The organism is Streptomyces roseolilacinus, assembly GCF_014649335.1.
Taxonomy (GTDB): Bacteria; Actinomycetota; Actinomycetes; order Streptomycetales; family Streptomycetaceae; genus Streptomyces; species Streptomyces roseolilacinus.
Genome location: NZ_BMSV01000007.1, coordinates 172,409 through 185,997, shown reverse-complemented (window position 1 = coordinate 185,997; position 13,589 = coordinate 172,409). Strand labels below are relative to the sequence as shown.

Here is a 13,589-nt window from a genome sequence, read left to right as displayed (position 1 = left end):
GGGACGAGCTTTAGGAAACATTGACCCCGAAGTCTAGAGCGATGCCCCTGAGTCCGGACGCGTACCCCTGACCCACGGCCCGGAACTTCCACTCGCCGTTGTGGCGGTACAGCTCGCCGAAGATCATCGCGGTCTCCGTCGAGGCGTCCTCGCTCAGGTCGTAACGGGCCAGTTCCTGGCCGTCGGCCTGATTCACGACACGGATGAACGCGTTGCTCACCTGACCGAACGTCTGGCCGCGGTTGTCGGCCTCGTGGATCGAGACCGGGAAGATGATCTTGTCGCAGTGGGCGGGGACCTTGCCGAGGTCGACGATGAGGGACTCGTCGTCGCCGTCCCCCTCGCCGGTGAGGTTGTCACCGGTGTGCTCGACGGAGCCGTCGGGGCTGGTGAGGTTGTTGTAGAAGACGAACCACTCGTCGCCGAGGACCCTGCCGGACTGGCAGAGCAGCGCGCTGGCATCGAGGTCGAAGGGCGCTCCGGTGGTGGAGCGCGCGTCCCAGCCGAGTCCGACCAGCACCTGCGTCAGATTGGGTGCGGCCTTGGAGAGGGAGACGTTGCCTCCCTTGGCGAGCGTGACGCCCATGACGATGATCCTCCCCGGTGACGTACTGCGTGCCGTGCGGTGCCTGTGTGCCGTGCGGTGCGAAAAGGGCGCATCCGGCGCCGCACCGGGCGGGGTGCGGCGCCGGACGGAGCTGCGGTACGGCTCAGACGTTCACGCCGAAGTCCTGCGCGATGCCGCGCAGGCCGGAGGCGTAACCCTGGCCGATGGCGCGGAACTTCCACTCCACGCCGTGGCGGTACAGCTCACCGAAGACCATCGCCGTCTCCGTCGAGGCGTCCTCGCTGAGGTCGTAGCGGGCGAGCTCCTCGTCGTTGGCCTGGTTCACGACGCGGATGAACGCGTTGCGCACCTGGCCGAAGGACTGCTGGCGGGTCTCGGCGTCGTAGATCGAGACCGGGAAGACGATCTTGTCGACGTCGGCCGGGACCGTCGCGAGGTTGACCTTGATCTGCTCGTCGTCGCCCTCGCCCTCACCCGTCAGGTTGTCGCCGGTGTGCTCGACGGAACCGTCCGGGCTCTTCAGGTTGTTGAAGAAGACGAAGTTGCCGTCGGTGGCGACCTTGCCCTGGGCGTTCAGCAGCAGAGCGCTCGCGTCCAGGTCGAAGTCCGTACCGGTGGTGGTGCGGACGTCCCAGCCGAGACCGACCGTGACCGCGGTCAGGTTGGGCGCGGCCTTGGTCAGCGAGACGTTGCCGCCCTTGCTGAGGCTGACTCCCACGAGTCCCTCCATAGGTTTCCAGGGGCAGCGCCCCCGTCGTGCGTTGGCATCGGATCAACGACTGGATCCTAGTGAGGGGTTCCCGCCGTGCGTACGCTCTTGAACCGATGAGTCAGGGTTTCGGGTGCACGTGCGCGCGGGCGCGGGGCCCACTCGTCACGTGGTCACCCCGCGCCCCACGGGTGTCAGAGGGCGTCGAGGGCCTTGACGTAGTCGTTCAGGTCGCGGGCGTCGGGGAGGCCGTTGACGACCGTCCAGCGCACGACGCCCTCCTTGTCGATGACGAAGGTGCCGCGGACCGCGCAGCCCTTCTCCTCGTCGAAGACGCCGTAGGCGCGGGAGACCTCGCCGTGCGGCCAGAAGTCCGACAGCAGCGGGTACTCCAGGCCCTCCTGCTCGGCGAAGATGCGCAGGGTGTGGATGGAGTCGTTGGAGACGGCCAGCAGCTGGGTGTCCTCGTTGACGAAGCGCGGCAGCTGGTCGCGGAGCGCGCACAGCTCGCCGGTGCAGACGCCGGTGAACGCGAACGGGTAGAAGAGCAGCACGACGTTCTTCTCGCCGCGGAAGTCGCCGAGTCGCACGGTGCGCCCGTGGTTGTCCTTCAGTTCGAAGTCCGGGGCCTTCGTGCCGACCTCGATCGCCATGGCAAAAGCATCCCTTCGGTGGGCGGATCGCTGGGGTCCCACCCTACGCAACGAGGCCCCCGCCGATGTGCTCGGCGGGGGCCTCTCGACTGTGGGAGCCGGCGGTCAGCGCTTCGGCTTGCCCGCCTTGGGGGTGACCAGGCGGCTGCCGACCCAGTCCTTGCCCGCGTTGATGCTCCGGGTCTGGGAGAGGCCGGCGGTCTGGGCGGCCTCGTTGATGTCGCTGGGCTCGATGTAGCCGTCACGCCCGGTCTTGGGCGTCATCAGCCAGATCTGGCCGCCCTCCTCGATCAGGCCGATGGCGTCGACCAGCGCGTCCGTGAGGTCGCCGTCCTCGTCCCGGAACCAGAGCACGACGACGTCGGCGACGTCGTCATAGTCCTCGTCGACGAGTTCCTGGCCGATGACAGCCTCGATGTCCTCACGGAGCTCCTGCTCGACGTCGTCGTCGTAGCCGATCTCCTGGACCACCTGTCCGGGCTCGAACCCCAGCCTTCCGGCCGGGTTGGTCCGCTCCTCCGCGTGGTCCGCGGTCGCGCTCACGGCTTGCCTCCTGATCATGATGGGAAAGTGCTTCGGCCGCGCGCGTACGCGTGGCATTGGGCGTAGTCCACACGTGCTGGACGGATCGCGCAAGTACCCGGCGACCTAGACCGCCGAAACGGTGACTTTTGGGGCCGTCCTGCCGCAACTCCGGGTACCCGCCTTCCCGCGCTCGTGACACACACCACACCTCTTGACCCACTTTAGGGGGTTGTAGGTGCCGCGTCCCTCTCGGGGCGCCGCGTCGGCCGACCGGTACGGGGCCCCGGCGGGCCGGCGCGGGCGTCGGGCGCGGGCGTCGGGCGTCGGGCGTCGGGCGTCGGGCGTCGGGCGTCGGGCGTCGGGCGTCGGGCGTCGGGCGTCGGGCGTCGGGCGTCGGGCGTCGGGCGTCGGGCGTCGGGCGTCGACAATGGGTTACCACCCGGTAGAGATGACGTGGGCGCCCACGGGGTAGACGATGGTGGCGACGCGACCGCAAAGCCGACACTCCACCCCGCATGCCATCACCCGTAGACACATCGAACAGTGAAGGAACAGCGTGGCTTCCGGATCCGATCGCAACCCGATCATCATTGGCGGCCTTCCCAGCCAGGTCCCGGACTTCGATCCGGAGGAGACCCAGGAATGGCTCGACTCCCTCGACGCCGCCGTCGACGAGCGGGGGCGGGAGCGGGCTCGTTACCTGATGCTCCGCCTGATCGAGAGGGCCCGCGAGAAGCGCGTGGCCGTGCCCGAGATGCGCAGCACGGACTACGTCAACACCATCGCGACCAAGGACGAGCCCTTCTTCCCCGGCAACGAGGAGATCGAGCGCAGGATCCTCAACGCGACGCGCTGGAACGCGGCCGTCATGGTCTCGCGCGCGCAGCGCCCGGGCATCGGCGTCGGCGGGCACATCGCCACCTTCGCCTCCTCCGCCTCCCTGTACGACGTGGGCTTCAACCACTTCTTCCGGGGCAAGGACGAGGGGGACGGCGGCGACCAGATCTTCTTCCAGGGCCACGCCTCCCCCGGCATCTACGCCCGCGCCTTCCTGCTGGACCGGTTGAGCGAGGCGCAGCTGGACGGCTTCCGCCAGGAGAAGTCGAAGTACCCGAACGGCCTGTCGTCGTATCCGCACCCCCGGCTGATGCCGGACTTCTGGGAGTTCCCGACGGTCTCCATGGGTCTGGGTCCGCTGGGCGCGATCTACCAGGCGCGGATGAACCGCTACATGGAGGCGCGCGGCATCGCGGACACGTCGCGGTCCCACGTGTGGGCGTTCCTCGGCGACGGTGAGATGGACGAGCCCGAGTCGCTGGGGCAGCTCACCCTGGCCGCGCGCGAGGGCCTCGACAACCTGACCTTCGTCGTCAACTGCAACCTCCAGCGTCTCGACGGCCCGGTCCGGGGCAACGGCAAGATCATCCAGGAGCTGGAGTCGGTCTTCCGCGGCGCCGGCTGGAACGTGATCAAGCTGATCTGGGACCGCTCCTGGGACCCGCTGCTGGCCCAGGACCGGGACGGGATCCTGGTCAACCGGATGAACACCACGCCGGACGGGCAGTTCCAGACGTACGCCACGGAGTCCGGCGCGTACATCAGGGAGCACTTCTTCGGCGACGACCACCGGCTGCGCGCGATGACCGAGGGCATGACCGACCAGCAGCTGCTCCACCTGGGGCGCGGCGGCCACGACCACCGGAAGATCTACGCGGCGTACGCGGCGGCCAAGGCCCACAAGGGCCAGCCGACGGTGATCCTGGCCCAGACGGTCAAGGGCTGGACGCTCGGCCCGAACTTCGAGGGCCGCAACGCGACCCACCAGATGAAGAAGCTGACCGTCGACGACCTGAAGCGGTTCCGCGACCGGCTGCACCTGCCGATCCCCGACGACGAGCTGGAGTCCGGCCTTCCGCCGTACTACCACCCGGGCCGGGAGTCGGAGGAGATCCAGTACATGCACGACCGCCGCAAGGCGTTGGGCGGGTACGTCCCGACACGGGTCGTGCGGTCGAAGCCGCTGGCGCTGCCGGACGACGGGACGTACGCGGCGGTGAAGAAGGGATCGGGGCAGCAGTCGATCGCGACGACGATGGCGTTCGTGCGGCTGCTGAAGGACCTGATGCGGGACAAGGAGATCGGCAAGCGGTTCGTCCTGATCGCGCCCGACGAGTACCGCACGTTCGGCATGGATTCGTTCTTTCCGAGCGCCAAGATCTACAACCCGCTGGGCCAGCAGTACGAGGCGGTGGACCGGGAGCTGCTGCTCGCGTACAAGGAGTCGCCGACCGGCCAGATGCTGCACGACGGCATCTCCGAGGCGGGCTGCACGGCGTCGCTGATCGCCGCCGGGTCCGCGTACGCCACGCACGGCGAACCACTCATCCCGGTGTACGTCTTCTACTCGATGTTCGGTTTCCAGCGGACCGGTGACCAGTTCTGGCAGATGGCCGACCAGCTGGCGCGCGGGTTCGTGCTCGGTGCGACCGCCGGCCGTACGACGCTGACCGGTGAGGGTCTCCAGCACGCGGACGGCCACTCCCAGCTGCTGGCCTCGACCAACCCGGCGTGCGTCGCCTACGACCCGGCCTTCGGGTACGAGATCGCGCACATCGTCAAGGACGGGCTGCGGCGGATGTACGGCTCCTCCCAGGAGCACCCGCACGGCGAGGACGTCTTCTACTACCTGACCGTCTACAACGAGCCGATCCAGCACCCGGCGGAGCCAGCCGACGTCGACGCGGAGGGCATCGTCAGGGGCGTCTACCGGTTCCGCGCCGGTGAGGCCGGCTCGATCCCGGCGCAGATCATGGCGTCCGGCGTGGCCGTCCCCTGGGCCGTGGAGGCGCAGCGGATCCTGGCCGAGGAGTGGGACGTCCGCGCGGACGTGTGGTCGGCGACGTCCTGGAACGAACTGCGCCGCGACGCGGTGGAGGCCGAGCAGTACAACCTGCTGCACCCGGAGGAGGAGCCCCGCGTTCCGTACGTGACGCGGAAGCTGTCGGGCGCCGAGGGTCCCTTCGTGGCCGTCTCCGACTGGATGCGGTCGGTCCCGGACCAGATCTCGCGCTGGGTGCCGGGCCCGTACAGCTCCCTCGGCGCGGACGGCTTCGGCTTCGCGGACACACGCGGTGCCGCCCGGCGGTACTTCCACATCGACGCGCAGTCGATCGTGCTGGGCGTGCTGACGGAGCTGGCGCGGCTGGGGAAGGTGGATCGCTCCGTGCTGAAGCAGGCGGTGGACCGCTACCAGCTGCTGGACGTGTCGGCGGCCGATCCCGGCCCGGCGGGTGGTGACGCGTAAGGCGTGCCCCAGGGGGGCCGGGCGCGCCGGCGCCCGGGCCCCCTGCTCCCCCTTACGATGCGCGGCATGAGGGAACCGACGGCGCAGGTCCGGTGGGAGGAGCGCACGCAGAACCCGCTGCTGGCCCTGGCCGTGGCGTTCGCTGTCGCGTACGCGGTGCCGATCGTCGCCCCCGGGGCGAGGCCGTGGGTGCACACGCTGTGCACGGGCGTGGAGTGGGTGGTGTGGGCGGCGTTCGCCGCCGACTACGTCGGACGGCTCTGCCTGGCGCCGTCGCGGTGGGTCTTCGTGCGCGCTCACTGGATGGACCTCCTGGTGGTGCTGCTTCCGCTGGTCCAGCCGCTGCGGCTGCTGCGGCTGGTGTCGACGCTGCTGCTGGTGGGGAAGCGGGCCCGGATGGCGTCGCAGGTGCGCCTGACGACGTACGTGGCGGGCTCCGTGGTGGGGCTGATGATGTTCGGCTCGCTGGCCGTGCTCCAGGTGGAGCGGGACGCACCGGGCGGGAACATCAAGACGCTGGGTGACGCGGTGTGATGGTCGTTCACGACGATGACGACCGTGGGCTATGGCGACCACGCGCCGAAGACCGGGCTGGGGCGGCTGCTGGCGGTGGGCCTGATGCTGTCGGGCATCGCGCTGCTGGGCGTGGTCACGGCGAACATCGCCGCGTGGTTCATCGCCCGCTTCGAGCGGGACGACGCCGAGGAGCAGCGCCGGACCGCTGCCCTGGAGGCCCTGACGCAGGAGGTGCGGGAGCTGCGGGCGGAGGTCGTCCGCCTCTCGGGCGCCCCGCCGGTGACGGCGGCGGCCTCGGCGGTGGGTGTTCCGCCGGGGCCACCGGGGCCCTCCGCCGCAGCGGCGGGTTCCGGCACCGGTCCCGCGCCCGGGCAGGGCACGGGGCCCGGCGTCAGTTCTCCCAGATCTTGATCGCCCGTACCTGGTAGGGCGAGCGCGGCACCCAGGTGCCGCTGCCGGGGTACGTCTCGAACTCCCCGGTCTCCCCGCAGGTGGCGGACTGGTAGGTGGTGACGGGCCGGCCCGTGCGGTTGGCGAGCGCGGCCGCCGTGGTGCCGGCGGGGAGGGCGACGCAGCTGTCGACGTCCGTGGTCGCCAGCTCGTGCGTCTGCCGCTTGCCCTTGAACGTCTCCTTCCCCCACAGGCACAGCTGTCCGCTGTCACACGGCCCCAGTGCGGGCTGCACGGCGTCGGCGGGCGTGGCGCAGGTGGACAGGGCGGCGACGGTGACCGCGGTCAGGCCGAGCGCGGCGGCGGTGAGGAAGGGCCGTGAGGACGTACGCATATGGATCAACCCCCGATTCGTGACACTCCGTATCGATGTCGGACCCAAGCTTGACGCTGTGTGACCACCCAAGGGAAGGGGCATCGGCTCGATCCACCCGGACGGGTGACGGAGGAGGCTCCGGGCAGAAGGGTGCGGGCATGCCGAGGGCCCCGGCACCGAGAAGGTACCGAGGCCCGTGACCTGGCTTTTCGACGGTGAAGCCGCCCGGGTCAGACGTGGACGCCGCCCCCGCCGGCCTCCGCGTTGACGCCGCGCTTGGCGAGCGTCGCGACGAGGGCCGCGGCGAGCGCCACGACACCGGCGACGGTGAAGGCGAGGCCCATGCCCGACATGAACGTGTCGTGGATGACCTTGGTGATCGCGCCCAGCACGTCCGGCGTCATCCCCGGAGCCTTGGCGAGCTCCTGGGGGACGGTGCCGAACTCCGCCGCCTGCTCCAGCTCGGGCATGGGCGGGACCGGGATGCCGGCGTCCTTCCAGTTGTCCGAGAACTCGGAGCTGACCTTGGAGGACATCACGGCGCCGAGCACCGCCGTACCCAGCGCGCCGCCGACCTGCATGGCCGCCTGCTGCAGACCACCGGCCACACCCGACAGCTCCAGCGGCGCGTTGCCGACGATGACCTCGGTCGCGCCCACCATGACGGGAGCGAGGCCCAGGCCGAGCAGGGCGAACCAGAGCGACGTGGCGAGCGTGCCGGTCCCCGACGTGAGGGTGAGCATGCCGAACATCGCACCCGCGGTGCAGAGCATGCCGCCGACCAGCGGGATACGCGGACCGAGCTTGGTGATCAACGCACCGGCGAGCGGCGAGGCGACGATCATCATGGCCGTGAGGGGCAACAGGCGCAGACCGCTGTCGACGGGGCTGAGGCCCTTGACGCCCTGGAGGTAGAACGTCACGAAGAACAGGCCGCCCATGAAGGCGAAGGCCATGAGCACCATGAGGACGACACCCGCCGAGAGCGGGACGGAGCGGAACATGCCCAGCGGGACGAGCGGCTCCCGGGCGTTCTGCTCCCAGGCGGCGAAGAGGCCGAAGAGGACGACGGCACCGACCAGGAAGCCCCACGTCTTACCGCTGCCCCAGCCCCAGCTCTCACCGGCCTTGATGATGCCCCAGATCAGGGCCGCCATGGCGGCGGACAGCAGCACGATGCCCAGGAGGTCGAAGGAACGCGGCGCGTTCTGCGCCCGGTGGTCCTTCAGGATCACCGCGCCCAGGACGAGGGCGATCACACCGACCGGCACGTTGACGAAGAACACGGACTGCCAGCTGACGTGCTCGACGAGCAGACCGCCGACGATCGGGCCGCCCGCGGTCGAGGCGCCGATGACCATGCCCCAGATGCCGATGGCCATGTTCAGCTTCTCGGCGGGGAAGGTGGCCCGGAGCAGGCCGAGCGCGGCCGGCATCAGCAGCGCGCCGAAGAGGCCCTGGAGGACGCGGAAGGCGATGACCAGGGCGATGGAGTCGGAGAGGCCGATCGCGGCGGAGGAGACCGCGAACCCGGCGATGCCTATGAGGAACGTCTGGCGGTGACCGAAGCGGTCACCGAGCTTGCCCGCCGTGATGAGCGCGACGGCCAGGGCGAGGAGGTAGCCGTTGGTGATCCACTGGACGTCGGAGAGGGACGCCTTCAGGTCCTGCTGGATCGCGGGGTTCGCGATGGCGACGATCGTGCCGTCGAGCGCGACCATCATCACACCGACGGCGACACTGAACAGCGTGAGCCATGGGTGGCCCCGCAGTCCCTTGGCCGGTGTGGGCACGGGTTCCGGGCTCTGCGATGCCTTGCGGATGGTGGTCTGACCAGTCATACCGCGAGGCTAGTGACAGCGACTGACAATTGACAAAGCAATTCAAGCGCCGGTAAGTGTCACGTGGCTCACACCGAGGTGGAGCCGGTGAAGAACGGGAAACGAGGGCATGAAGTGACGGGTGGGCGGCCGGCCCCGACGGGCTCCGCCGCGGGCCTGCGCGAGCAGAAGAAGCAGCGCACCCGCGCCGCCCTGCTGCGCACCGCACTGGAGTTCTTCACGACCAAGGGGTACGAGGAGACGACGGTCGACGAGATCGCCGAGGCCGTCGAGGTCTCGCAGCGCACCTTCTTCCGCTACTTCGCGAACAAGGAGAAGGCCGCCTTCGCCGTACAGGAGATGATGGAGCACCACTTCGTCGAGGCCCTGCGGGCCCGCCCCGCCGAGGAGGGCCCCTTCGACGCCCTGCGGAACTCCGTCCTCGGCACCTGGGACACCATCGGCGAGGCCCTCACCGAGGTCGTCCCCGTCGACGTCTACCTGCGGATGCTCCAGGTGATCGAATCGTCGCCGACGCTGCTCGCTGCTCACCTGCGGCGCTCCTTCGAGATGGAGGAGTACATCGCCCGGCTGATCGCCGACCGGGAGGGGCTCGACGTGGAGGCCGACCCCCGGCCGCGCGTCGCCGTCGCGTCCTTCGGCGGCGTCATGCGGGTCACCGGCCAGCTGTGGGTCCAGGGGAAGGACGCGAGTCTGGACGCCCTGCGGTCCCTGACCGTGAGCTACCTCGACCACCTCACCCCGGCACTCGCCACGAATTGGCGGGAAACCGCTCCCTCCGAGGCGCACCGATCCGCCGGAGGCGCGAACAGGGCGTGACCACCACCCCCTCGACACCCCCACTCCGAGTGGCCCCTCCCCATGGCGCGCGCGTTTCTTTCCCCGAACTCCCGTGACAAACCGTGATCTGCGTCACGCCTGCCCCGGAGGTCGTTCGGTCTCTCCTAGGGTGTCTCGTAGTGACTCCCACCATCGCCTCCTCTTCGCTCGCCGTCTGGCGGACCCTGCTGGTCCTCGCGGTGATCCTCGTTCTCCTCGCCACGACGGGATGGACCGGCCCGCACCGCGCGCGTGCCGTGTCCCTGGACTCGTGGGAAGCGGCGGCGGCCTCGTGGCGCGCCGACCGGATCGGCGGCCGCGCGCTTCCCGTTCCCGGGTCGCCGTCGACGACCGTGGCCGCGTTCTTCGCCTCGCTCAGGCCGGCGCAGCGGGTGCGGCTCGCCGAGGAGCACCCCCTCGTCGTGGGCAATCTCGCCGGGGCCCCGGTGGCCCTGCGGTACCGCGCCAACCGGCACACGCTCCGCCGGGCGCTCGCCGCCGAACGCGTCCGTGTCGCCGACCGGCGGCTCTCCGCCGAGGGCCACCGCGAGGCCGTACGGCGGGCGCACCGGTTCTCCTCGCTCATGTCCGGCGGGCGGCAGATCCTCGCGTTCGACCCGTCGGGACAGGGTCGGGTGGCGGAGGTCTTCGGCGACCTCGACCATGCCGAGCGGGTCTCGGTGGTCGTCCCGGGCGTCGACACCCACCTGCTCACCTTCCAGAAGACCGCGCGCCGTTACACGGCCCCGTACGGGATGGCGGAGTCCCTGTACAGCGCCGAGCGCGAGGCGGCGCCGGGCGTGCGGACCGCGGTCATCGCCTGGGCCGACTACACCGCGCCGACCGGCGTCGGGATGGACGCGGCGACCGGGCGGCTCGCCGCCGAGGGGTCCGTGCGGCTGGTCTCCCTGGTCTCGGCACTGCCCGGCGCGTCACGCGTCTCGCTGTTCTGCCACAGCTACGGCTCCGTGGTGTGCGGGCTCGCCGCGCGCCGGCTGCCCGGGCGGGTCACCGACATCGCCGTGGCCGGCAGCCCCGGCATGCGGGCGAGGAGCGCGGCGGCGCTCGGTACGCGGGCCCGGGTGTGGGCCATGCGGGACGTCGACGACTGGATCGCCGACGTGCCGTACCTGGACGTCGGCGGCCTGGGGCACGGCGCCGACCCGGTGGCGCCCGAGTTCGGGGCGCGCCTGCTGTCGGCAGAGGGCGCGGCGGGCCACGCGGGGTACTTCGTACCGGACACGGACAGCCTGCGGAACTTCGCGGAGATAGGCGTCGGGGCGTACGGCAGCGTGCGCTGCGCCGACGCCGCGGACGCCTGCCGTAGCGGAATTTACGGTGCCGGATCGGTCCGACCCGCGTAGAAGTCGGACAGGGCAGTCCATTTCCGCTCGTCTTCCGGGGGGCGACGCGCGGGCGCACGCCGCATACGATGAGGCGCATGGGTGATGTGCTGGCCGGAATTCATGCCACCTGGGAGTTCGAAACCGACGCCGTGCTCATCCGCTTCGAACGGGGGATCCGCGCGCCGAAGCTGTTCCAGACGCTACGCGAAAGACGCGTTCCGCATGAGGCGCTGGCATCGGTGACGCTCTCCCCGGGCAAGCGGGGCACGGTGGTGCTGCACGCCGTGCCGCGCGCGGGCGCCGACCCGTTGATGGCGGCGGCGGACGGCCAGTTGAAGGAGGGCTGCGACCCGTACCGGCTGGTGCTGCCCGCCGACCGGGAGACGCTCGCCGAGTACTACGCGGACGAGCTGCGGGCGTGCCTCGGGCCGGAGCGCGGGGAGCCGGCGGAGCGGTTCCTGGTGGCCGCCCCCGAGCCGCCGCTGCAGTTCAAGGCGTACGACGGCAAGGCGTCCTTCGATGGCCGGAACATTTCCTTCCGATGGTTCTGGACGGGCGCGTCGACCGCCAAGTGGAAGGCCGGTGACCAGTCGTTCGCGGTGAGCGACCTCAGCGGGGTGGAATGGCGGTCGCCCGACGTGCTCGACGGCTACCTGCGGCTGGTGCGGCGCGGGGTCGACGCGGGGCCGGCCCAACCGGACCAGGATCCGGCGGCGGTCGTGTTCGGCCTCGGCTACGGCCCGGTCCACGAGTCGCTGCCGTTCGCCGCCGCGGTGCTCCAGGCGGTGCGAGGCACGGACCGGGCGGTGCCGGTGCCGGTGCCGGTTCCCGTGGGGGCCGGCCGGCGTGACCCGGCGGACATAGCGGACCGGATCAGGCACCTGGGGGATCTGCACCAGGCGGGCCTGGTGACGGACGAGGAGTTCACGGCGAAGAAGGCCGAATTGCTCGCCGAGCTGTAGCGACGGCGGTCGGCGGTCGGCGGTCGGCGGTCGGCGGTCGGCGGTCGGCGGTCGGCGGTCGGCGGTCGGCGGTCGGCGGTCGGCGGGAGATCTCATACCGGGGTATGAGACGGGGAACTGGCTCCCTGGTATGACGCCCGTGAGGCGGCGCGTGCCTAGGCTGACGGGACCATGAGCAGCGTTCCCCCGCCCCCCTTCCCGCCGAATGATCCACCCGGCTTCCCGCCGGTGGATCCGCCTCCCTTCCCGCCGGGGCCCGCGGCCGGCGCCGCCGGCCCGCCCGCCGACCGTGTGCGGCGCTTCGCGCGGGAGGCGACCCACGCGGTCGGTGCGGCGCTGTCGACCCCCACGGAGCCGGGGGCGCCGCTGTTCGGGCAGGCCTCGTCGCGGTGGGTGCGGCTCACGCCGTACGTGCTGGCGCTGGTGCTCGTCGCGTCCCTGCTGCCGGTCACGGTCGTGGTGCTCGTCAACGACTACGGCGTGAACGGCGGCATCGCCGGCCTGCTGGCCACGGCGCAGACGGCGCCGCTGCTCATGGCCGTGGCGCGGCCGCTGCAGGCGTGGTGGATCGTCTTCGCCGCCGACGTGCTCGGCGCCCTGGTGACCATGAACACGGACGTCGCGGAGGGCCGGCCGTGGCCGTGGACGCCGATGGTCGTGGTCGGCTACCTGGGGTTGATGCTCGCCGTGGGACTGCGCGAGCAGCGGCGGGCCCTGGTGAGCGTGTGGCTGGTGACCGGCGCCGCCGGGTTCGCGTTCGAGCTGTCCGGTGAGGCGCGCGGAAGCGGCAGCATCCACCTGGTGCTGTTCGTGCTGAGCGGTGTCGTCCTGCTGATAACCGGCATGCTCCGGGAGCGCGGTGACGCCCAGCGGCGCCTCGTGGAGCAGGAGACCATCAGCGAGGCCGAGCGGTCCCGGCGGACACTGCTGGAGGAACGCACGCGCATCGCGCGCGAGTTGCACGATGTGGTCGCCCATCACATGTCGGTGATCACCGTGCAGGCGGACTCGGCGCCCTACCGGATCGAGGGCCTTCCGGACGCCGCGCGCGAGGAGTTCTCGTCCATAGCGGCGTCCGCGCGGGAGTCCCTGACCGAGATGCGGCGGCTGCTGGCGGTGCTGCGCAGCGAGAACGCGGAGGGCGAGCGGGCTCCGCAGCCCGGTGTCGACCGGGTGCAGCAGCTCGTCGAGGCGACGATACGGGCGGGGTTGCCGGTGGAACTGTCGCTGGCGGCGGACCTGGGCCCTCTGCCCCAGGCGGTGGACCTGTCGGCCTACCGGATCGTGCAGGAGGGGCTGGCCAACGTGGTGCGGCACGCCCCGGGCGCCCGGACGCGGGTGTCCGTGTCACGGTCGCCCAATCTGGAGTGGCTGATCGTCCTCGTGGTCAACGGCCCGCCGACGGAGCCGACTTCACCGCTGGAGACGTCGGGGACGGGACACGGCCTGGTCGGGATGCGGGAGCGCGTACGGTTGACCGGCGGGAGGCTCGACACCGGGCCGTTGCCGGACGGCGGCTTCCGCGTGGCGGCACGGCTGCCGCTGACCGCACCGCTTCCCTGACCCGTCAGAAGGGACCC

Annotated in this window: 11 protein-coding genes and 1 pseudogene; 6 read left to right on the top strand and 6 right to left on the bottom strand. The window is 70.9% G+C overall.

Features of this window, described 5'->3' with window-relative positions; all coding sequences use genetic code 11:
• Positions 1 to 10 precede the first annotated feature (10 nt).
• The 4 genes from IE106_RS18510 to IE106_RS18495 all read right to left on the bottom strand — a co-directional run bounded on the left by IE106_RS18510 (position 11) and on the right by IE106_RS18495 (position 2,473).
• Positions 11 to 586 carry a TerD family protein gene (locus IE106_RS18510; RefSeq protein WP_189535417.1) on the bottom strand — a complete coding sequence of 192 codons (576 nt, stop codon included), beginning with the start codon at positions 584 to 586 and terminating at the stop codon, positions 11 to 13.
• Between the two features lie 124 nt (positions 587 to 710).
• Positions 711 to 1,286 carry a TerD family protein gene (locus tag IE106_RS18505; RefSeq protein WP_189535415.1) on the bottom strand — a complete coding sequence of 192 codons (576 nt, stop codon included), beginning with the start codon at positions 1,284 to 1,286 and terminating at the stop codon, positions 711 to 713.
• A 185-nt stretch (positions 1,287 to 1,471) separates the two neighbouring features.
• A complete protein-coding gene (locus tag IE106_RS18500) occupies positions 1,472 to 1,930 on the bottom strand; it encodes a peroxiredoxin (protein ID WP_189535413.1) in 459 nt (152 codons plus the stop codon).
• A gap of 105 nt (positions 1,931 to 2,035) precedes the next feature.
• Complete coding sequence (locus IE106_RS18495; protein ID WP_189535411.1) at positions 2,036 to 2,473, bottom strand: DUF3052 domain-containing protein; 438 nt, start codon at positions 2,471 to 2,473, stop codon at positions 2,036 to 2,038.
• Between the two features lie 538 nt (positions 2,474 to 3,011).
• Here IE106_RS18495 and aceE point away from each other — a divergent pair.
• Positions 3,012 to 5,759 (top strand): pyruvate dehydrogenase (acetyl-transferring), homodimeric type, encoded by a 2,748-nt coding sequence (gene aceE, locus IE106_RS18490; RefSeq protein ID WP_189535409.1) that lies wholly within the window; start codon positions 3,012 to 3,014, stop codon positions 5,757 to 5,759.
• Between the two features lie 66 nt (positions 5,760 to 5,825).
• Positions 5,826 to 6,686, top strand: a pseudogene (locus IE106_RS18485) (potassium channel family protein).
• On the opposite strand, the gene IE106_RS18480 reads toward IE106_RS18485, so the two are convergent.
• Both IE106_RS18480 and IE106_RS18475 read right to left on the bottom strand, forming a co-directional pair.
• A complete protein-coding gene (locus tag IE106_RS18480; RefSeq protein ID WP_189535407.1) occupies positions 6,667 to 7,059 on the bottom strand; it encodes a peptidase inhibitor family I36 protein in 393 nt (130 codons plus the stop codon). The pseudogene IE106_RS18485 and the gene IE106_RS18480 sit on opposite strands and share 20 nt — an antisense overlap.
• 212 nt (positions 7,060 to 7,271) lie before the next feature.
• The gene (locus IE106_RS18475) at positions 7,272 to 8,882 is read right to left on the bottom strand and encodes an MFS transporter (protein WP_189535405.1); all 1,611 of its coding nucleotides are present in this window, start codon (positions 8,880 to 8,882) and stop codon (positions 7,272 to 7,274) included.
• Positions 8,883 to 8,996: 114 nt separating this feature from the next.
• On the opposite strand from IE106_RS18475, the gene IE106_RS18470 reads away from it, so the two are divergent.
• The 4 genes from IE106_RS18470 to IE106_RS18455 all read left to right on the top strand — a co-directional run bounded on the left by IE106_RS18470 (position 8,997) and on the right by IE106_RS18455 (position 13,572).
• Entirely contained in the window at positions 8,997 to 9,701 is a 705-nt protein-coding gene (locus IE106_RS18470; RefSeq protein ID WP_189535403.1) for a TetR/AcrR family transcriptional regulator, read from the top strand.
• Between the two features lie 140 nt (positions 9,702 to 9,841).
• A complete protein-coding gene (locus IE106_RS18465) occupies positions 9,842 to 11,065 on the top strand; it encodes an alpha/beta hydrolase (protein WP_189535402.1) in 1,224 nt (407 codons plus the stop codon).
• A 77-nt stretch (positions 11,066 to 11,142) separates the two neighbouring features.
• The gene (locus tag IE106_RS18460) at positions 11,143 to 12,009 is read left to right on the top strand and encodes a DUF4429 domain-containing protein (protein ID WP_189535401.1); all 867 of its coding nucleotides are present in this window, start codon (positions 11,143 to 11,145) and stop codon (positions 12,007 to 12,009) included.
• Between the two features lie 171 nt (positions 12,010 to 12,180).
• On the top strand, positions 12,181 to 13,572 hold the full coding sequence (locus IE106_RS18455; RefSeq protein WP_189535398.1) for a sensor histidine kinase: 1,392 nt from the start codon (positions 12,181 to 12,183) through the stop codon (positions 13,570 to 13,572).
• Positions 13,573 to 13,589 lie beyond the last annotated feature (17 nt).

Coding starts and splice junctions, on each gene's coding strand:
- IE106_RS18460 (WP_189535401.1), top strand. CDS start 11,143: ATGGGTGATGTGCTGGCCGGAATTCATGCCACCTGGGAGTTCGAAACC.
- IE106_RS18500 (WP_189535413.1), bottom strand. CDS start 1,930: ATGGCGATCGAGGTCGGCACGAAGGCCCCGGACTTCGAACTGAAGGAC.
- IE106_RS18480 (WP_189535407.1), bottom strand. CDS start 7,059: ATGCGTACGTCCTCACGGCCCTTCCTCACCGCCGCCGCGCTCGGCCTG.
- IE106_RS18510 (WP_189535417.1), bottom strand. CDS start 586: ATGGGCGTCACGCTCGCCAAGGGAGGCAACGTCTCCCTCTCCAAGGCC.
- IE106_RS18475 (WP_189535405.1), bottom strand. CDS start 8,882: ATGACTGGTCAGACCACCATCCGCAAGGCATCGCAGAGCCCGGAACCC.
- IE106_RS18455 (WP_189535398.1), top strand. CDS start 12,181: ATGAGCAGCGTTCCCCCGCCCCCCTTCCCGCCGAATGATCCACCCGGC.